The sequence below is a fragment of the Paenibacillus algorifonticola genome (genome assembly GCF_000971975.1).
Taxonomy (GTDB): Bacteria; Bacillota; Bacilli; order Paenibacillales; family Paenibacillaceae; genus Pristimantibacillus; species Pristimantibacillus algorifonticola.
The window spans coordinates 1-20,651 of the sequence record NZ_LAQO01000063.1 but is presented as its reverse complement, the minus strand read 5'-3'; the positions used below and the strand labels follow the sequence as shown (position 1 = coordinate 20,651).

General features: G+C 39.5%; 22 protein-coding genes and 1 pseudogene. 2 read left to right on the top strand and 21 right to left on the bottom strand.

The annotated features are described in order from the left end of the window. Positions 1–22: 22 nt before the first annotated feature. Both WH37_RS32360 and WH37_RS32355 read right to left on the bottom strand, forming a co-directional pair. Positions 23–1,210 (bottom strand): hypothetical protein, encoded by a 1,188-nt coding sequence (locus tag WH37_RS32360; protein WP_046234795.1) that lies wholly within the window; start codon positions 1,208–1,210, stop codon positions 23–25. 19 nt (positions 1,211–1,229) lie between these two features. Further along, positions 1,230–3,470 carry a hypothetical protein gene (locus WH37_RS32355; RefSeq protein ID WP_046234794.1) on the bottom strand — a complete coding sequence of 747 codons (2,241 nt, stop codon included), beginning with the start codon at positions 3,468–3,470 and terminating at the stop codon, positions 1,230–1,232. Positions 3,471–4,054: 584 nt separating this feature from the next. Here WH37_RS32355 and WH37_RS32350 point away from each other — a divergent pair. Then, a complete protein-coding gene (locus WH37_RS32350) occupies positions 4,055–5,476 on the top strand; it encodes an FG-GAP-like repeat-containing protein (protein WP_046234793.1) in 1,422 nt (473 codons plus the stop codon). A gap of 400 nt (positions 5,477–5,876) precedes the next feature. Here the strand turns inward: WH37_RS32350 and WH37_RS32345 are convergent, their stop codons facing one another. From WH37_RS32345 to WH37_RS32280, 16 genes and pseudogenes are all read right to left on the bottom strand, one after another. Then, positions 5,877–6,137 (bottom strand): metallophosphoesterase family protein, encoded by a 261-nt coding sequence (locus WH37_RS32345; protein ID WP_046234797.1) that lies wholly within the window; start codon positions 6,135–6,137, stop codon positions 5,877–5,879. 49 nt (positions 6,138–6,186) lie between these two features. Next, entirely contained in the window at positions 6,187–6,510 is a 324-nt protein-coding gene (locus WH37_RS32340) for a hypothetical protein (protein ID WP_046234792.1), read from the bottom strand. Positions 6,511–7,114: 604 nt separating this feature from the next. Then, positions 7,115–7,537: a hypothetical protein gene (locus WH37_RS32335; protein ID WP_046234791.1), complete on the bottom strand. Its 423-nt coding sequence runs from the start codon at positions 7,535–7,537 to the stop codon at positions 7,115–7,117. A gap of 136 nt (positions 7,538–7,673) precedes the next feature. Then, positions 7,674–8,228 (bottom strand): CPCC family cysteine-rich protein, encoded by a 555-nt coding sequence (locus WH37_RS32330; RefSeq protein WP_046234790.1) that lies wholly within the window; start codon positions 8,226–8,228, stop codon positions 7,674–7,676. 46 nt (positions 8,229–8,274) lie between these two features. Continuing rightward, on the bottom strand, positions 8,275–8,712 hold the full coding sequence (locus WH37_RS32325; RefSeq protein ID WP_046234789.1) for a hypothetical protein: 438 nt from the start codon (positions 8,710–8,712) through the stop codon (positions 8,275–8,277). A 96-nt stretch (positions 8,713–8,808) separates the two neighbouring features. Next, on the bottom strand, positions 8,809–9,258 hold the full coding sequence (locus WH37_RS32320) for a hypothetical protein (protein ID WP_052737407.1): 450 nt from the start codon (positions 9,256–9,258) through the stop codon (positions 8,809–8,811). Positions 9,259–9,787: 529 nt separating this feature from the next. Beyond that, on the bottom strand, positions 9,788–10,219 hold the full coding sequence (locus WH37_RS32315; RefSeq protein WP_046234788.1) for a hypothetical protein: 432 nt from the start codon (positions 10,217–10,219) through the stop codon (positions 9,788–9,790). Positions 10,220–10,265: 46 nt separating this feature from the next. Beyond that, on the bottom strand, positions 10,266–10,784 hold the full coding sequence (locus tag WH37_RS32310; protein WP_046234787.1) for a hypothetical protein: 519 nt from the start codon (positions 10,782–10,784) through the stop codon (positions 10,266–10,268). A 37-nt stretch (positions 10,785–10,821) separates the two neighbouring features. Next, positions 10,822–11,190 carry a DUF7674 family protein gene (locus WH37_RS32305; protein WP_046234786.1) on the bottom strand — a complete coding sequence of 123 codons (369 nt, stop codon included), beginning with the start codon at positions 11,188–11,190 and terminating at the stop codon, positions 10,822–10,824. A gap of 210 nt (positions 11,191–11,400) precedes the next feature. Further along, positions 11,401–11,574 carry a hypothetical protein gene (locus WH37_RS35870; protein WP_156182430.1) on the bottom strand — a complete coding sequence of 58 codons (174 nt, stop codon included), beginning with the start codon at positions 11,572–11,574 and terminating at the stop codon, positions 11,401–11,403. A gap of 191 nt (positions 11,575–11,765) precedes the next feature. Beyond that, positions 11,766–12,137, bottom strand: a complete 372-nt coding sequence (locus tag WH37_RS32300) for a DUF7674 family protein (RefSeq protein WP_046234785.1) — start codon at positions 12,135–12,137, stop codon at positions 11,766–11,768. Between the two features lie 14 nt (positions 12,138–12,151). Beyond that, the gene (locus WH37_RS37285; RefSeq protein ID WP_046234784.1) at positions 12,152–12,487 is read right to left on the bottom strand and encodes a hypothetical protein; all 336 of its coding nucleotides are present in this window, start codon (positions 12,485–12,487) and stop codon (positions 12,152–12,154) included. Positions 12,488–12,538: 51 nt separating this feature from the next. Further along, positions 12,539–12,805: pseudogene (locus WH37_RS37280) on the bottom strand (polymorphic toxin-type HINT domain-containing protein); the annotation flags it as partial. A gap of 102 nt (positions 12,806–12,907) precedes the next feature. Further along, entirely contained in the window at positions 12,908–14,146 is a 1,239-nt protein-coding gene (locus WH37_RS32290) for an IS110 family RNA-guided transposase (protein ID WP_046234783.1), read from the bottom strand. 132 nt (positions 14,147–14,278) lie between these two features. Continuing rightward, positions 14,279–14,536: a hypothetical protein gene (locus WH37_RS32285; protein ID WP_046234782.1), complete on the bottom strand. Its 258-nt coding sequence runs from the start codon at positions 14,534–14,536 to the stop codon at positions 14,279–14,281. A gap of 12 nt (positions 14,537–14,548) precedes the next feature. Then, positions 14,549–15,325 carry a recombinase family protein gene (locus WH37_RS32280; RefSeq protein ID WP_046234781.1) on the bottom strand — a complete coding sequence of 259 codons (777 nt, stop codon included), beginning with the start codon at positions 15,323–15,325 and terminating at the stop codon, positions 14,549–14,551. 104 nt (positions 15,326–15,429) lie between these two features. Between WH37_RS32280 and WH37_RS32275 the strand changes: the two genes are divergently transcribed. After that, a complete protein-coding gene (locus tag WH37_RS32275) occupies positions 15,430–15,636 on the top strand; it encodes a helix-turn-helix domain-containing protein (protein WP_046234780.1) in 207 nt (68 codons plus the stop codon). A gap of 5 nt (positions 15,637–15,641) precedes the next feature. On the opposite strand, the gene WH37_RS32270 is transcribed toward WH37_RS32275, so the two are convergent. The 3 genes from WH37_RS32270 to WH37_RS32260 form a co-directional block, all read right to left on the bottom strand. Further along, positions 15,642–16,487, bottom strand: coding sequence for a hypothetical protein (locus tag WH37_RS32270; RefSeq protein WP_046234779.1), 846 nt, complete (start codon positions 16,485–16,487; stop codon positions 15,642–15,644). Between the two features lie 550 nt (positions 16,488–17,037). Next, the gene (locus WH37_RS32265; RefSeq protein WP_046234778.1) at positions 17,038–17,559 is read right to left on the bottom strand and encodes a hypothetical protein; all 522 of its coding nucleotides are present in this window, start codon (positions 17,557–17,559) and stop codon (positions 17,038–17,040) included. Between the two features lie 19 nt (positions 17,560–17,578). After that, the coding region (locus WH37_RS32260; protein ID WP_046234777.1) for a polymorphic toxin-type HINT domain-containing protein at positions 17,579–20,651 on the bottom strand (3,073 nt) is incomplete at its 5' end.

Sequence of the window (20,651 nt, the reverse complement as noted above, 5' to 3'; positions counted from 1 at the left end):
TCCTCTCAAACCAGCCTTTCTTCTATTGTAATAGGGTTTGAGAGTTTACACAGAATATTTTACAGACTCCCAATTTAATTAATCTACCATTTGCATCATAATTATATTCACTTGCATGTTTGATATTATTGTTGACCAACTGCGATACTTCGGACTCATTTCCTAGCTGATCCGCTGCCCTAGCATATATAATCGTGTTGTAATCAATATGCAGCTCTTTCGTATACGGCTGCCAAGTGCCGCTGCCAATTCGAAACTCTTTTTTTGTTGAATCTGAAGAGTAATTAATAGTAACTGTATAATCATAAGCAGGCTCAGCCGGACTTATCAAAATAACGGGTTTAGTTGGAGGATCTCTGTCAATATTGGAAATCTGTATGGTTTTCACTGACATTAGCCCTGCATTGTTTTTTGCATATACGGTATATGTCCCATTTTCATAAACTTGAAAATTTGTTGAAAAGCTTGATATTGAGGTACCTATTCCATTTTGAGACATATACGCAACACTATAATTACCTAGAGCATATTTTTTATCTACTATGCCAAGCTTATCTGTAATATTTGCTGTAATGGTTACGAAACGAGCAAGCGCTGTAGTATTAACACTAAGTGCAATTTGTGGGGGGGTTGAATTTTGAAAATAGCCTATACTCGATACATGCCCAAATTTATCTGCACCTACCGCCTCAATCCCATTCGTCGTCGATAAGGGAGTTGTGTAATTTTGCCATGCCCCTGAAGCAATACGATATTTTTTATGAATCGCATTCTCAGGAAATACAATAGAAACCAAGTCACCATTTCTAGAAAAAGTCGGTGTAGCTACACTACCAGCTACAAGATTGTTTATGTTTGCCTCGTATATTTTCTGAATCGAACCCGTATTTCGGTACTGCGTCCAAGTAACAACTAAAACAGGCTGAGGTACTGAATAACTATCAATAACAGTTTTTATAGCAACATTATCAATAGACATAATATAGACATCATAAACCTCAACTTCTTGTTTCGTATTCACAAGCGTCCTAGTTCGTTCTACTCCATCAATATAAATATCAATATAGTCTTGATTATGACTAGCACTGAAAGTTTTTCCTTCGTATGTTGCAGATGTAGCAGCAAATGCAGATTCTGGTGCAGGTAATACAGATAGAATCAATAATGCACATAAAAGTATGATATTAAGTGTTTTAAAGAATTTACTCATTATCTCATTTCCCTTTCATCTAGCTGTAATAAAACGCTGCTTTATCCACATAAAAAATCCCCGCAGCATCTGCTTCATTGGCTCTTAGTAAGAAATGCAGCTTTGCAAAACTAGCTTGGTTAGGCGTTTGCCCTTGATTCTCTAGCAACATATATTGCCCATTCGTTAGTACAGCATTGGTTATATTGCTTGAAATAAAGTTTCCAGAAAAATCGTAGAAATCAACATATAATTGCAGCTTTGAGTTATAAAGCATCTCCACATTTATATGACCTGACACTTTATAGGATAGATTCGGTTTAACTATGAAGGTTTGAGAGATGCTATAAAATTCATTTTTAGGAATCCAAGAGCCCGCCACCTTTTGCGACTTACTCCCTTGATAAATTAGGGTGTGGCTATTATTTGCTAACAGGCTCAGCTTTTTAATCAAGTTCCCATTTAAATCATATTTATAAAAGGTATTTAATCGTTTTTCATTTTTAGCTTGGGTCGAATAATTAAGTAAACCTGAACTAGAGTAAACATTCATTTGCCCATCAGGCTGGGACTGATTCTTAATTACCTGATTAACCTCAATCGAGCTTACAGGCTTCACAAGCTTCCAATCCTGAACAACATTTTCCCCGGATTTTTCCCGTTCAAAATTTGCATTTCGCAAGAGGTTGGATTCCTGACTAAATCTCATGTCATCTACGAAGAATGTGCCCGCTCCGTCTGAATCCAGCGAACGGATAATAGCGTAAATTCGAACAAACACTGCATTTTGCGGCACTACCCCCATATTAGAAACATTAATATATTCGCCAAAGGTCGTAACAGGGAGCTCGATGATATTGGCCGAAACAAATGAATTAGTAGTTGAAAAATCTAAATATAGCTGTACTTTGGCATGATGAATTTGATCAACTTTTAATCGTCCGCTTACTGAATAGGCTTCACCAGGAGTGACTTTTAAAACTTGACTGATACCTACATACTGATTATTAGCTAACGTAGAAGTCGTAATTTTTTGTGCATAAAGCCCATCCGATACTTGATCTGTAACAAGTTCAAAAGCAGAATGGGCACTGCTTGTATATAACCAGCTGTCTGCATTCATGCCCGAATTATTATTTCCCTGATTTAGTAATTCAAAGCTTCCATTTTTCAATTGGTTTTCTTCAGCTGCATATTCAAAATTTATGTTATCAATATAAACAACACCTGAAGCATTATCATTTTGTGCCCTAATCATTACATGCAGAGTCACACTTGTCGCTGATTCAGGTATTTCACCAAAACCAGATATTGTCGCATAGCCTCCAGAAGTAATATTTTCTAAATCTACTATTTTCGCACCCACATAACGGCTGCCATTCATAAAGTCGGCATAAATTTGGACCTTGGCATTTGTTAAAGATTCAACTAAAACTCGACTATTCACATTAAACAATTGTTTTGGGGAAACATTAATCACTTGGTATATACTGCTGAATTCATTTTTCTTTAGATTAGATACCGCTATTTTTTGAAGCTTTTTTCCAATTGATGACGGGTTATCCACTAATGAAAATTGAGATGTACTCGAAGAAAATAGGGACCATGAATTTGCTAGATTATTACCTGGTGTAGATTGTTTAAAATCTGAATTCACAACTAAATTTTTATCAGTTGTATATGCTAATTTAATAGAATCTACATATATGGTGCCCGCTCCGTTACCTCCTGTAGAACGAATTAATGCATAAATCCTCATTATGGTAGCTTTTTCAGGAATTTCACCATGACCAGATAGAGTAACAAAACCATTTGTACTTATTTGTGGAAGTTCGAGTACAGTTGAAGAAAGATAGGCATCAGGGCTATAAAAATCAGCATGGAGTTCAGCTTTAGCATTCGACAAGGATTCGATGTTAAATCTTCCACTCAATACAAATGGAGTGTTCGGAACTACTTCAACAATCTGATCCACAGAAACTGCATTACCTATAGCTAGATTAGATACCATTATTTTTTGAGCCTTTGAGCCGCCTATCCCTTGATTACTGACTACACTAAAATCTGCAGCACCATAAATCCCCCAATTTTTAGCCCTTCCATTTTGCTCCATCAATTCAAAATCTGAATTTATAATAAGGTTTTCATTATTATGCGCTAATAATGCCTCTTTGGATGAATTTGATAAATTCGCAAATGTCTTTGGAGTAAGTGTTGCTATAATTGAAATTAAAAGCAGTAAAGTGATAGTTATTTTTTTATAACTAAAATCGGTAAGCATAATACCCCTCCAATTCGGATAATCTCGAAAAATCCAATAATTATATAAAGTAAAACCTATAAAGTAAAACCTATAAAGTGGCATATATTATTTCCCTACGCAAAAAGACCCAGTGATAAATATATCATGGTTATATCCTTTTATTCATTAGGAGATTTTGTCGAATTTTGTCTTTATATGTCGATTTTCAATATGAATTTATTATTTTCGCTCAACAAAACAAAATCTTCTATCTTTTTCATCTTATTTCTACATAATTAGCTTTAGTTTTTTATTGAAGATTTAACCCATTTGATATTTTCGGGTAAAGTTCTAATAGTGTTATTAAGATAGATAAAGTAGTAAAAGATTTTGGGGAGTATTGTCATTGAATGGTCGAAGATCCGGAAATATAACGAACGTTACTAACTGCCGTTCGCGTTACACGGTAAAATTTCGACTTACACCCCCAAGTGGCACGGAGTTAGTTTCGAATTCACAGGTAGATTTAACTATGCTTGGAATAGAATATCTGTTACATTATATTAGTATTTTTCTTGCGTTTAATACATACATAGCAAACAAATGAATGTGGAGGTTTTTTTGTGATTATTAAGATATGGCGGAATTCAGGTAAGCTTGGAATAATTAGACGATTAATCTTAGCACTAGGTATACTTTTTACTATGAGTTCAACTTATGGCGCCGATAAAATAAGTGCCGCGAATGCTGCAGCAGGCTACATGCCTTGGACCTGGAATTCAAGCGCAAGAATACTTGAGGACAACAGCAATATGTGGTTTGCCGATGTAAACGGAGATGGCAAGGCAGATATGATTACTAAGGGTGAGGCAGGGGCATGGAATGCAGGTTTTGTATATGTAGCATTAAGTAACGGAACCGGCTATCCATCATGGACCTGGTATTCCGGGAAACGGATGATTGATGATAATAGTACGATCTGGTTTGCCGATGTAAACGGGGATGGCAAGGCAGATATGATTACTAAAGGACAGGCTGGAGCATTAAATGCGGGTTATATATATGTATCTCTTAGTAACGGAAATGGATATTCGGGCTGGACATGGAATTCGAGTGCAAGAATACTTGAGGACAATAGTAAGCTGTGGTTCGACGATGTCAATGGAGATGGTAAAACAGATTTAATCATCAAAGGTGAAGCCGGAGCATCGAATGCAGGCTTTGTATATGTGGCTCTGAGCAACGGAACTGGTTACCCAGCATGGACATGGAGTTCGGGAAAACGAATGATTGATGATAACAGTACCATTTGGCTTGCAGATGTAAATGGTGATAAGAAGGCCGATCTTCTTACCAAAGGTCAACCGGGTGCTGCGAATGCAGGTTTTGTGTATGTTTCCTTAAGCACAGGAAGCAGTTACCCGTTTTGGAACTGGTATTCAGGTAGACGGATGATTGATGATAACGGCAGTATGTGGTTTGCCGACATAAATGGAGATGGGAAATCAGATTTGGTCTCCAAAGGACAAACTGGTGCCGCGAATTCTGGCCAAGTATATGTTAGTTTAAGTAATGGAACCGGCTATCCATGGTGGACCTGGGATTCAGGCTCCAAAATGTTTGATAATAACAGCGGTATCGCTTTTGCAGATGTGGATGGGGATGGGAAAACAGATTTACTGGGTGTAGGCGAAGCCGGAGCAATTAATGACGGTTGGGTAAATTTTTCATTAAGTACCGGAACAGGCTTTGAACCATGGACCTGGAATTCAGGCCGTAAAATTGTTAATGATACCTCAAGCTTATGGTTGGCAGATGTTAACGGGGATGGGAAGAGTGACATAATAACTAAAGGAGCGGCACCGGGCCCAACAGCAGGTTTTGTCTTTGTTGCTTTAAGTACCTATCTTGATCTGACAAAAACCCAGTACGAGTACAATGCTGCGGGGCAGCTCAAGACAATAACGTATCCCGACGGGACAAAAATCTACTATGAATATGACAACAATGGGAATTTAATTAGCAGGAAAAAAATAATCACATAAACGTAAGAAGCCGAAAAAGCTCATGGATTGAATTCCAAGAGCTTTTTTAGTATGTCCAGCATGATCATCTCGAGGGTGAAAGTCACGAGCGGGGCCGGCAAGCGCCTACCGTTGATGACTCTCTGGAAATAATGAGTGTCTAAAATTCAATCCCAAGTTTTTTGTATTACTTAAAACAACAAATACACCTATATATAGGTGATTGGGTGGATTCATAAGAAAAATGTGTCGAATGTACAGAGGTATTCGACAATACAATTTGTTTTTCGACAAATTACCACCATTTTCAAAATTAGGCGAGTGTCATATGATTGTTGAGGAGTTATGCCCCCCGACAAGTTTGAGAATTTATAGATCTATATAAAGGGACAAGGTAATGGTGAAGCATCTTGCCGCCCTTCTACTCCTCAACCGGATAGGATTCAAGAAGATTGAAATTTTCGTGGTTCCCATCTATAAATAAAGTAGTCCAAGGTTTATTCGTTAGCCAATTGAGCCAATACCAGTCTTCTCGATCCCCCGCCCATAGCAAGCCAAAATCACCAGCTATAATGACGTAGTCATTTTTGGTCAGCGTTTTTCCCACAGGAAAATTTTTAGAGTTAAAACGTTTCCCAACGCTGATTGATCCGTGAATATCGCCCGTTATGTATATAGACATCGTAACCATCCTTTTCATAAAAATTAACCTCACTCACATACTACAATGGCTATCTTGTTTTTTTGCATATAAGCAACCCATAAATCATTGTGCTTTCTGATATAGCCCCCTGAACCAGTGCAAAATCCAAAGCTTGGTATGCTCGCAAATAGAGTAAATTCACGACTTGATCGCGTCCAGCTTCTATTACTTGAGCCAGACTTAAGCCGTCTTTTTTCATCTCAGTAATTAAAATACTCTCTAGGCCAGTGAACCCATTCGCTTTATATTCAAGCAGCATTTCATTAAAAAGCGACTTATCTACTTGCCCCTGTTCGGCGATTTTTCCACTAAAATAGGCGAAAGCAATATGCTCCTTCACATGAGGGTGCATGTTAACCTTACCCCTGACATTGTAAATGTTATGCAAGGCTCTAGGTGAAATCCTTCCATGAAGCTCCAGTTGCTCATCTAGAGCCATTTTTGCGAGTAATTGATTAATGATTTTGATTATTAAACTTCTACCAAAATTTCTCAGGAGCTATAACTATTCCCTCCACGTCTGTTATTTTATTTACTCCTGATTTAACTGGCGAGGCATCTTCTTATGTCATTTCATGGAATTTATTAACAAAATTAATCTCCCACGCTCATTTTGTTATCAGCATTTCATTACTTCCATTTTAGGAGGTTTTGGAATTTAAACAAACTATTTCACAAAATCAAAAAATGACCTTGGATTTTCCCCAGGTCACTATAAATAGGTATCTTGATAGAAAAGTCATATTTCCGGAGCCAGTATTCCAATTTGGAGGTATCTGTCGAATTTAATTTCTCAACTCTTCCAACAGTACTGACAACCACAAATGCTCTCCTATCGTCAGATGTTGAAACTCTCTCCACAGCAAGGCTATTACCAACGATAAGATTATTAATTCTTTTTTAGTTTAATTGTATCTTTCAGCTTTTCGGGAGCTATCGCGTATATCTATTCTCTCCTACCCCATTACACTTCTCAACCAGTCAGAATAGTATTTTGACTGTTCTTCTCTACCAACAAATTCTAATCCCTCATCACAGTCAAAAATATCGACTACATCTGCATTTTTAGCTTGTTGACCCCAAATTAACTTATAGGCTTTACTTCCATACCCCATAGACAATTGCATAGGTGATGGATAAACGTTTTTAGCAGCACCATTGCATACGATTTGAATGTTTTCTATTTCTAAAACTTCTCTTAGTGCTAAAAGTGCGGAAAAGAAATTTTCACCTTTAATGTTAACTATACGACCATTAATTTTCATCTTAACGAGGATCATATCCTCATCATCAGGCGCTTCTTCATATAACAATAATTCTTCTGTAGTTTCCGTTTCTCTATTAAGCATTAACTTAACATACTTCATTTCAAATTCCATTACTTACCTCCTTTGAATTTGATATGACAATTATTATATTACTTTCAAAAATGGTGCTGTACGTTTCTTTGACCGTCATAAGTTGGTTGAACTTATCCGCTTGATTCATTCGTTTTCCCCAACGCCAAGCATATTTTTATATTTTTTTGCTATACAACTCAAGTCTATCCGCTTCAAGGAATTGTACCGACGATTTGTCAACTGCACCAAAATTAATAAAATTCTCACGGGCTTGGACAAGGGTCATCCGATTCGGTGAGCTATAGTATTGTGGATCTATGTTTCCATCATCTTCCCAAAAACATACTGGACAGATATCATATTCACCTTTTTTTAGAAGCGTCTGATATTCACAACAAGGGCAAGTTAGTAGTTTCTCCTGCACTCCCTCTACCAAATGACTAGCGTTTAATAGCTCGGATATTCTTTTAGATAAAAATTCATTTCTGACACCAATATATTTAACTTTTAGAGCTTCGATAATAAGTACATTGTATTTGTCATCCATTACATACTCAGGCGGTTCATCAGAATTCAATATTTCATGCTTAAGCAAATCCGGTAAATGATTGAAAATAGCTTCTTCTTGATCTCTTCCCCAGCAGTTTAACAATACTTCATACCTCATTGTATTGTTCATAATTTGAATCGTATTTTTGATAATATGGAGAACTGCTTCTTCACGTTTCAATATGCGACACCTCACTCTACATTTGTGAAGCCAAGGGTCAGTTACACTATTGTAGTTCCCGTTTTAATCTTTCTATTCTTTCTAACTCATAAGAATAATCACAATCAGAACTAAACGAATTAGTCATGCAGGTAAAAAACTGTTCTGCACCTTGAATTAATGCGATCAGAAAATCATTTTTAGGTAACACGAAACTGGTAATTTCACTTCCTTCACCTTTTTGAAGTACAGCATCAATTAGATTCATAATGTACGCCCATAATTGATCAACCAGATCCCAATACCTCATATCCAACATACTTTCACCGTAATACTTTAGACAAATAGCTCCGTTAAGATACTGAAAATCCATGCTATTATAGATTCCTTGTAATCCTGCCGAATCAGTGACTTCAACAAAATAGCTTTGAGGATCATTAACTACATCTTTTAAATCAGTAACATTACACTTTGGTTTCATTAAATATGAATCAACTTGGAACATCGTACCACCTTTACAGAGAATAAAATTGGCCTACACATCCATTGTTTAACCTTATCAAGCAGGAAAGTATGACTACCAAACTTTTGTATTTCTTGACTAACTGTTATATGAATCCCATCGATTTTCACCTACAAGATTTAGAATATTACAAAATTCATAAACTTCTATCATTCTTTTTGTTATCAAAAAGCCGCCTTCCTCAATTTCTTCTGAGGTTAAATCAGCCTCCTTTAGTGACCAATAAATTATTGTGTCAATATGAATTTCCAAATCAGTTATAAGAATACTTCGAATCTCATTCCAAATCGTTTTTTCTTCCTTGCATACTTGAAGCTCATCTTCGTATGAAGCCACAATAATGGCCATAAGAGCGTACTTTTCATCTACATTCCAATTAAATGATTTATAGCTTTGAATAAATTCTTGTAGCCTAGAATGATCTGCAACTATATATTCCCAATCAATGTGATGAGTATCTGATAAATCAAATTTTTTAATAAGGTTAAGTCTTGCCTCAGGAGTGACTCCTATTGGATATTTATTCATTTGATCACCTTTCTGGTACTGTAGGATGATACACACACCTGTAATACTATTACATTTTATAAAAAAATAAATATTTTATCTACAGTAATCTTTTCTCCTGACTCAGAAATGAAGTCCCTTTAACATTACTTGCCACCCTCCTCCATCCGTAACTGCCGCTACATGATTAAGCTCATCAAAGGCGTACTTCATCACATAACCGCACTCATTCGTTTCCTCCGCTATATTCCCATTTCATCATACGCAAAATGTTTGACCCCATCCTATCCATTCACCTTGCGGCTCGTTTGTGTAAGACGATTCATCTCATTCATTGAAGATTCAGAGAACATCTATGCAACGCTATCGATTTGTAACACAAATCACTTAGGGTCCAGTATAAGCTAAACAAGCCGACTCCGGTTAAGTACCGAGGTCAGCTTGTTGTCTAGGTGTTCTTCCAATCTCCAATATAAGGGGAACACTTCAAATTAAACTTATTCCTTAAAGGTCTTCTTATTTAGTCTTCTTTTAGATGCGAAACAGTTTATTACCAGTTTCCATCCTCAAAGTCTTGATTTTCACTCTCTCTTACAAAAACCGATATCCACATGACAGTTTCATTAACAGGGTTAGTTTCTATATATATACCTTTACTACTACAGTAAACTTCCTCAAAATCATCATATTCAAAACTTGGTTCAATACTTAGGACCTCATTAATATGCATCCCGATTCTAATTTTTCCAAACAGCATTCCCCTATATTTATTTAATGCTGTTATTTTAAACAGTTTACCATTCATTAAATTGAACCATAGGTCAACTGACTCATTAATTTCATATCTTATCAGAAATTTCCCTAGAAGTTTTGCTTGTACATCCTCATTAACTAGTAAGGGGTAATAGTTACTAATATGACTGTGGAGACTTAAGCCACCTATCCCCACCCAAGGAAGTATGGGAGCATTGAGATTAATCACTTAATCACCTCTCAGTAAAAATAATTGTTGTGGTTTCTTTTTCTTTTCATTGATAAACATAGTTCTCGGATTTCCCATCAACAATTTTGATAGTTCCTTGATTACTAGTACTTATTTTTACATATGGACTTTCCCCATGTCTACCACCGCCGGGTGATACTTGAAACTGAGTTATATTTCGCTCGCCTCCTGTGTTATTTATTTTAATTATCATTGCACCTGAACGTGATTTAGTAGACGCTTGAACAGTAACATCATAACCTTGATCACTTAGCATCTTTGCAATTTGGACTGCAGTCTTACCATTAAATTCATTTGGATTGACTTGGGCAGATTCAATAATCACTTTTCCATTTTTAATAACTGGAGAAATATTGCCCGTCCCCCCAGGTGTACAATCATTCGTATTTGTATTATGCACCCAGATCCCGAAATCACTAACAAAGTAGGTATAAAAATCTTCTACTTTAAAATTATATACGTCTAGATGTGTTATTGGTTTAATGAGGAGTACATTCGGTATTAGCCCTCCTCTGACTCGGAATAAAGCAAAACGGTTATCCAATATGGATAACCGTCAATATCTTGTAAGTCTGTGTTGACTAAATTCTACCTAATGCTCTATCAGCTTCTATTTGAAGTTGTATCGTTTTAGTTCCCATGTATTTCTGTGCAGTCACTAGAATCGATTTGTCATTTCCGAGTATTTCCAGCACCGTAACTGAAAAATTGTTCTTTAATTGAGTATCTTCGCAATTAGATACTTCTTCAAAATAATTAAATATACTTTCTAGCAGATTGACGTTCCTTTCCTCTTTTAATAGTTTAATTATTTCAGGCATAAAAACGTCCTCAATGATGACCGTTTCTAGTACCTCACCGTTAAACTCGATTGATTTTCTATACTCAGCTTCAGTTGACGGTAAGAAATCTAACATTTTTCTCAAGAATTCTTCCGATTTTTTATTCACATGCACCGACTCCTCTAGTTAAATAGTCTTATTGCATTCTCTAAATCATCTCTTAAAGCATCAACTATATCTAATTCATTAAGACCAAGTTTCCCGGATTTCGCTAGATTATTTAAATTATCAAACCGTTCCCGCGCTTTTTTAGATGCGTTGACGAACCCTCGTAAAACTCATGTGTTAGTATAGCAGCAATTCATCGTCTCCAACTTTTTATTGATTATTTTGCAGCGCGGCTTCTAGCTCTGCCTGAGCAATGAAGCGATTCGCCAAACCATAGCTATACACCGTTCCATAGCGCTGCACGCCCGTTACTGCTGATGCATGACCTTTGGCATCAATAACTTTAATCAAATTATCTGCTGCATCATAAACATTTCGCGTCACTATGATGTTGTACGGGTCCTTACCGTTACCAGATGGTGCAGTTTATACGCTCAATTCATTCGGAACTGGGTGGAGGTAAAAAGAGAAAACCATGAGGACTTTCTCTAGGTTTCTAGGCTGTCGAGACTTTCTCGACAGCCTGACGGTTATCCATAATGGATAACCTTCAAAATCTTATGAGTCTGTGCTGACTAGACTCTCCTACCTAAATCTCGGTCAGCTTCTATTTGAAGTTCTATCGTTTTAGATCCCATGTATTTTCGTGCAGTCTCGAGAATCGATCTGTCATTCCCGAGTATTTCTAACACCGTGACTGAAAAATTGTTCTTTAATTGAGTATCTTCGCAATTAGATACTTCTTCAAAATAATTAAATATACTTTCTAGCAGATTGATGTTTCTTTCCTCGCTTAATAATTTAATTATTTTCGGCATGAATACTCTCTCAATTATGATAGTTTCTAGCACCTCACCGTAATACTCGATTGATTCTCTATACTCATCTTCAGCAGACGGTAAGAAATCCAACATTATTCTAAAGAATTCTTCCGATTTTTTACTCATATCCACCAACTCCTCTATTTAAACAGTCTTAGTTCCTTTTCTAAATCATCTGCTAAAGCATCAAGTATATCTAGGTCATTAAGGCTAAGTTTCCCGGATTTCGCTAGCTTATTTAACACTCTTAACTGATCTTGAGCTTTTTGTAGATGCGTTGGAAAAGCACTATCGAGAAACTCCTTTGTAAGTATAGCAGCAGTTCCCCCATCTCCAACTTTTGCACCAGGTCTATAAAGTTCATTTATGAATCCTCTGAGATCTACACTTTGAACAGCAGATAACAATTTTTCTCTAGTAGAACCAGTAAATTCGGGCATTTTGTCTAAAAGTTTATTAACATTACAATTATGCACCCAAACTCCAAGATTTGAAACAAAGTACGACTGAAAATCCGCAACCTCAAAATTATAAACCCTTGCTTCTCGTGGCTCTTTCTCAAACTTGTCTATCGCAAGTGTAGTACCATCACTAGAAACAAGTAAGTCGCCTACTTTTAGGTCTTTAACTTCCGCCCATCCCTTACCGTCAACCCAGAATGGATGCTCCGCCGTTGCTTCGATTACTTCATCACCAATGTAAACCTTTTAAATTTCATCAGCCTGCTTCTGGAACAGCCCTACGACTTCTTTATATGCAACTTCTCCAGTCTCATCCGATTTAGCAAGAACCACATCTCCGACCTTAATGTCTTCGATAGGTTTCTCTCCTTCGTTAGTTATAAACTTGATTCAGGGAAGAAAGGCGGCAACTGTTTCAGCTACCACCATTATATATCAACTTGCCAATGTTTCAGGCAAAGAAGCAAGCCTGTATTCCGTTTTGTTCTTCATCATGCTGTAAAGGATGTTCACAAGCCTTCTCATAATGCAGATGATTGCCTGTTTCTTCTTTTTGCCTTCGCCTAGTCGCTTTTCGTAATACGCATGAAAAAGCGGATTGAGCGGCTTCTTGGACGTTCTAGCGGTTTGAACTTGTCTTACGGCTAGCCCCCACAGAATCTTGTTCAATGCTCTATTTCCTTGTCGCTGATTGCGGTCTTTTCCCCTGCCGCCACTGCTCATTTGGCTTGGTGTCAGACCTGCATACTTCGCTAGCTTGTCTGCACTCGTAAATCGGGCAATGTCTCCGACTTCCGCTACGATAGCCGAAGCGGTTACGTTATCAATGCCAGTAAACGTGTTCAGCTTAAAATCTAGCTTCTGCATAATGTCACGGATATTGTCTTCAACGTCACTGATTTCACGGTGAACGTCACGAATTTGGTTTACATGGCTTCGGACAAGGAAATCACGGTATTCCTGACCGTTACGCTTTGTATTGCCATCCGCTTGAACACTCTCAAGGATGAGCGTAGCTTTCTTCGTTGAACATACGTTATTGCTGTTCTTCCGCAAGAACTCTGCCAAAGCTTCTAGTGTCACGTCCTCCAATAGATACGGTGAAGGATATTCATGCCATACGGCTAACGCTGTTCTCCCATCCACTTCGGAGAAGAACTTGCTGTAACTTGGATAGTTGTAGCTTAATTGCGAATGAAGCTGATTTTTGAGCATGACAAGCGTGTCTCGTAGACTGTACCGCCGCATGACTAATTGCTTTAGAATCCAGTAATCATCGTGCGGTTGAGCCGTTGGCAATCTGTCCAGTTCGTCCAGTAACAACTTGGCAATGTTCTCCGCATCCCAACTGTCATGCTTCTCCGTCATGGCATAGCTTCGACGCTTCCAGTTGGATAAAGCGGCATTGACCTCTTTGACGAGGAAGTGATTTTCGACCAAATAAACAGCAAGTGACCTGTCGTAGCCGCCCACATCCTCAAGTCCAAATACAATCGTCATGCCGTCCTGCACATGCTTCTTGACTTTGTTTACCACCGCCGGAAATGCAGACGGCTTATTCTCGAACTCAATGACCTCTAGCTTCTCGTTCCAACAATTGATAACAACAGCGGTATGTGTCCGCTTATGTAAGTCTACGCCAACATAGATATATTGTTCTTTACGGTGTCTCATCGTTGTTGTCCCCCTCGCCTTATAGCGTTTAGGGAAAAAGAATAGCCGCATCGTCTGTTTAGTATTCGCCCGAAGACGTACATTGAAGGGTAAGCGTGTCCATTCTTCTTCTGTAAACGCTATAAGTCAGCGTTAATGTTGTTCCATGTCATTCGCTAGAAAGGCTTTCTCCAAGCGTAGATGCAATAATTCCAATCGTACATTCACTTCCATTTGATGCACTTTCATTAATACTTCCTCGACCATCAGCCTATTAAACTGTTCACCATACCGAAAGATATGGTCAAACATCGCCCATTGGCATTGCTCCAACGTTTCTAACTGCTTGCAAAACGTATCTTCCTGCTCAACATATTGATTATAGGTGTCCATTCGTTCGTGTTCGCTCAAACGCCCCACCGCCTATATAATGGCTTGGTGAAGCCCATCCGCTTGAATATCGCCGTATAGATAAAGTCCTTGGTAGAACGCCTTGCGGAAAAGGATTCGCTTAATCTGTACTTTCGTAAACTTCTTGCCTTGAGCCGTAGTAAAACGGTCATAGTTCATTTGATACGCCAATTGCGATAATGACCAATCAGGGAATAATTCCTTTAGTTCAAATACTCGTTGAACGGCTAATACTTCATCAAGATTAATCTCAATTGCCTTGTGTCCTTTACTAGCTTTGTACCCGAACGCCGCTCTCCCACCTGCGTAGCCGCCCTGCTGTGCCTTCTTGTTGCGTCCTCGACTTAGCTTCATCGAAATTTCCAAGCGTTGGTAAGCATCCAATAATTCCATAAGTCCATTGATTAAGAAGTCGCTTGGGTCTTTCTTGTAGATGCTGTAGGTCGGCTGTTCGATACTTTTTACGTCCACACCATACTTCTTAAACTCCCGATGAACAAGAACTTTCACGATGTCAGACCGCCATAAACGGCTTGTGTTAAGGACAACAACCGCCTCCACATCTTGGGCGGCAATAGCGGTTAGCATCGTCTGAAAGCCCATTCTGTCCACCTCAAGCGCATCTTCGTCAACCTTCGCCCCACTAATTCCTTCATCCGTAAAGATGTCCTGCAAGTCCCATCCTTGCTGTTCACAGTAGGAACGGATTTCATCCTGCTGATAGGACAAGCTATAACCGTCTTTCGCTTGTCCACTTGTTGAAACTCTGACATAACCGATAACTTTCATGCTGTTTCCTCCCCCTCCGTTACGATAATCGAGATTATTGTAACACGAAGTAAGAAGGTATAATGAATGAGGAATAGCTGTTTTCAGAAAGAAGGTCTGCCATCATGCCCGTTGTCGTTAAACTTAAAAACATTCTCACTGAACGAAACATGTCTCAACGTGAGCTAGCCCGACTGACTGGTTTGAGACCAAACACAATTAGCCATCTTTGTTCCAATGAAGTAGATCGAGTGCATCTGAGTAAATTTGAGGTTATTTGTAAAGCACTGGACATTCAATTACACGAATTGATTGTTATGGAGGACGAGTAGCCTTACTAGGCGACAGGGACTTTGCTGATTACGCCGCCCAAAATCGCACATGGAATGGTTATTGCTTCCTCCCACTGTTTTGCCGCTACCGTATCGAAGTCGAGAACGGTACGATTGCTCATCTCTACTTTCATCTGACTTCGATAATAGTAAGTCACGTCCTTTTGCTCTAGTTCACCACGCATCATGCCCTGAACCTGCCGCAACAGCTTTGGCTTTAATGGTTCAAGTTCAATGGCATGGGCGCATAAATACAATCGGTTAAACTGCGGTGGATACTGAACAAGCTTGTCCATCGCTATCTTGTCATCCGGCTTATACACGATTTCAAACCTCGTTAATTCTCCTTCAATGGCTATTCCTCGCCTTTGTAACAGTTCCAACCTTTTGTCATACACCCTGCAATATCCGGCAACTTGCCGTTGATAACGCTCGTTTGAGTAATACGTTCCCTTTCTTTTCTTCATGTTCCGCCCAGTCAACGACAGAACGAACAGTTCAGATAAAGACAATGGGATGTCAAAAGCCACCTCAGAACGAACATGCATAATGTCTGTCGCGTGATTTCCAATCTCAGAAATCCACGAACGGAAATGGACAAGCGATTCGGGCGGACATTCTAGCCGAAGCGTATGCTTCCTTGCCATTTTGGCATAGACAAGCTGATAAGAAAGATGCACCCAATATCTTCCTTCCCTCACTCGTACATGATACTTAAATCCTCTATCTTTCACGTAGAATGCGGCATTACAGTATTGACAAAGCCTTTCACGAAGTGGATTAAAGAACGTCCACTGTACATTTATAAAATCCACAACAATACGGTCTATTGATACTTTCACGCCTTCCATGTTCAGCCCCCATCGGAAATTTTTTAATGAATTTCCGGCTATAATTAGAGGGCAAGGCGGCTAGCCTGAACGTTACCTCACCTGTATATGTAAACTGGTCGTCACCAAATTGCGTTTGCACAGTAACTATCGGAGCAAATGGACAAATCGTTGCAGATGAAAATCCTCGAATTTCCTTACCCTCGCTATAGTGGTCGAGTTCTCTCATTGCAGAGTTGTGGCTTAATCGGTAAAACAGCAAGGATTTCTTACATTTTCATTGGATTTTGAGAAAGCTGTAAGAAAACAAAGGTAAGGCTTTGACATTCAAATACGGTGGTATCTGACAATTTTAAGGCTATGACGGGAACGCAGATTCAGACAAAGGGGTTATATTCTCAGGCATTTTGTATGTGCGTACAGTTGTTTCGGAGAAATAACATACGGAGGTTATGAGAGTTAAGTTCTTCCTGTATATGCCATCCGATTCACTCGACACTGGGTGAAAAAAAAGACCTTGAAAGAGAATATCTTTCAAGGCCCCAACAAATACACTTACTTTATCCAGTTATCAATAGATATTCCCTTCCGATTCTATTGCTTCATACTCATGAACCAAACGTTTCATTCCCGGAAGCTTGTCTTCCGAATACCCCGATTTAACCAATGCAGTAATTAAGTTTCGCAATACTCTTTTCCATTCTGAAACAAATGATTGTCTTTTCAAAGTTACATTTCCACTATTTTGTAATAATAGTTCCATCCCTCCTGCTATATCTCCCCACTCGGCATTAATCACTAACTGTGTTGAATCCCATGACAAATGCCATACATGTGCAAATGTATTTGAGGCCCAATAAACAGTCTTTGTACCTGAGTCTTCTTTTATTACTTCTAAAATTTCTAAAATATCATCAATCATAATACTAATATCATATTTATAACTCAATAATATCGGTACATAATTCCATTTAATCACGACATTTTCAGTTAATAGCGGAAATGAACTTTCTATTGCATCTGATAAATTTTCCGCATCACGATCAAATATATCCGTAAATCTCGGACAACTTGCTTGAATTGTAAATGACATCTTTGAATCTCCTTTGCTATTATGGGGCCGGATATCCATGGAAAGTACCTGTTCCATTATTTCTTACCCACATTCTAGTTGCAGGCACCGTTGTGCCATCCGGCATGTGAACTACAGATGTAGAGCCTGGAGGAAGATCAAACCAAGCCCCCTGTCCCTTTTCCAAGGTACTAGCTTTTGTTCCGGCAAATTCTAAATCCTCTTTACTCCATTGTCCTTGAGGTTTTCCTGTACTCTTAGCAGTTGCCGGGCCTTCTGTCCATTTAACCCCATGTTTACCTGATTTAAGATATTTAGCTTCAGGACGAAGACATCCCTCTGTATTATGCACCCAAATGCCCAAATCCGTTACATAATACGTGTGATAATCGGCAACCGTAAAGTTATACACTGTAACAGGCTCATCTAGCTTAACAAATTCGATCTTGTCAATCATCAAGTTACTTCCATCAGCCTTTTGGAGTTTATCGCCCACTTGAAGTTCGTCTGCGAAAACCCACCCTTTTCCTTCAATCCAAAACGGATGGTTGTCGGTCGTCTCAATGACTTGCTCCCCAACGTGCAGCTTAATAATATCATCACGCTGGTTGCGGTATAAAGCTGTTACTTCCTTGTAAGCTAACTCTCCATTAGAATCGTACTCAGACTTGGCGAGAACCCTATCTCCGACTTCAATGTCTTCAATATTCTTCTCCCCTTCGTCTGTTAATACCTTTGTCCCTGCTGTAAAACAGTTGCATCCGCCCGAGGGTGTTTTCTTCCCTGTCGTCGTTGTTTTTCCCTTTCCTTTATTAACAACTGTCATAGGGGCTGATACAGGCTGGCCAATTTTCAGTCCACCAATTCCAACTACTGCCATGAAATTCACGGTTGGGTATTGTTGACCATAAAGATATGACATTTGTCCCAAAGTCATCCCATTTTGTTCGCCAACAGCAGAGGTTTCCAGTATACCTATCTGACCTTTGTTTAGATTCAATTGTTTTTTTTCGTCTGCGCTGATTTCCCCATCTCTCATTGCATACCCCACAAGGGCAACATAGGAGAGAGTAAGGTCTCCGCTCTTTATCGGTTTTTGCAAATACGCAGGCAAATCAAAAACCGATCTTAGGCTTAATACTTGATTGTTATTCGTTGTATCATAGATGACCGTACTATTTCTGAGCGTAGTCATTTTCAGCTCTGGCAGGTTATTAGATCCGGTTGTATATTTATTCGACTGTTTGGCTACTACGGTCACAACCGCAACCTTCCCTACCTCCGTCACTTTTCCATTCTTATCTTTTACTGCTGACACGACAGTTGAATCGATTTTCGCATAAATCGTTCCATCTTTAACAGTTCTTGATCCCGTCATCATCTGATCAAACGTTTTGTTTTCAATCATCACTCTGCCATTCTTTATCGTGACGATTGCATTCCCATTTTTATCCTTCTGATTGGGATCAAACACTACACTATACCCATCTACAAGTGTGACGGTCGTTTTCTTGGTTTGGGCATCAAACACAATCGTTGATCCCGTTGCTCCTGCCAGTTCTCTTAACGATGTTTCTGCATGTCCGGTAGGGTCAATAAAGATTAACGGATTATTCAATACATACGTGTATAAATTCAAACTCAGTGGCTTGTCCGAACGTCCACGATACGTATCCTCGGATATAAACCTTCCCACATACGGATCGTAATAACGCGCCCGCAGGTAATACAAGCCTACTTCCGCATCATAAAACTCTCCCGAGTAGCGGATTGTGCTTTCATACAGCTCAATCGTCAGCGTCGGGCTACCGAATACATCATAGTCATATTGGTTCTCAATTGTTCCCTGCTCATCCACCGTCTGAACAACGTCACCATGGCCGTTGAATAGGAAATACGACAGTTTGTCCGCTTGGTCGATTCGAGCGATATAGTTAATGCCCTTCACATAGCGCACACTGACCGCGTCCGCTTTATCCGTCTCCAGAATGACGTATTGACGGTCATATAAGTAGTTCGTCACTTGCTCCGCGTAGCCGTCTGCCGAGCTGCGTACCGTTTTCTGCGTTCGAAGATCGTCTCCATCATACGCGTATTCAACGGTCGAACGCTCTCCACCCTGAACATTAATCGCTTGCGTCAGACGGTTTAAGCCGTCAAAGGTGTTGTTCACCTTCTCCAGCAGGCTGCTAATTTCCTCGGTCTGCTCATCCCCATATGGATTCGCTCCCGTTACCTGATTCATCCCTCGGCTATGCGGACGCAAATAGCTCGTCTGCTGACGGACTTCATTCCCGTTGTTGTCAAACAGGGAAATGACCTTCTTCTCCAGTACCTCTTCGCCCGCTGCATCCTTCATCTGCTCCGTCAGCTGCAGCAGCTCGTTCGCATTCGAATACATATATTCGCTGCGCTTCACGATATATGTCAGCTCTGCTTTGCTGATCGGATCGGTGTAGCCCGTCGGCTGCTCCGACGTATACGTCTCCAGCATCGATTGACGATTGCCGCTGCGGTCATATGTGAAGACCGTCGTTTTACCTGGCGCTTCCGCTTTCACGATGCGTCCAACCTCATCATACCCGTAATTCGTCGCACCGTAGCTGTCCGTTTTCGTGAGCTGGTTACCCGTCAAGTCATACGTATAGCTGTATTCGGATAGTACAGCACCGTCCGCCTTCGTATTAACCAGCTTTAGCAGCTGGCTATTGCGGTCGAAGGTGTAGTTTTCCTGCACTCCACCCGCGTAAGCAATGGATGTACGGTTCCCGTTCTCATCGTAGCTATAGGACGTCGTCTTCCCTTGTCCCGTTACCGTACTCATCCGGCTCGATTTGTCATACGTATAGCTCGTCGTAAAGCCCGTTTTATCCGTCAAGCTCTTCACATTGCCTACCGCATCATACGTATACGTAAGTTGAACCTTTCCGTCCTTCGCGACTTCCAGCAAACGGTTGTTTCCATCATACGCGTAGCTGCTTTGGCCGCTACTATCGGTCATGGAAGCACGGTTACCAACTTCATCATACGCATATTGAATACGATCCTCGGTTTCAGCCACCGCTTTTTCAACCAGTTGCCCCCGATTGTCATAGCGATATCGCGTGTGGTTG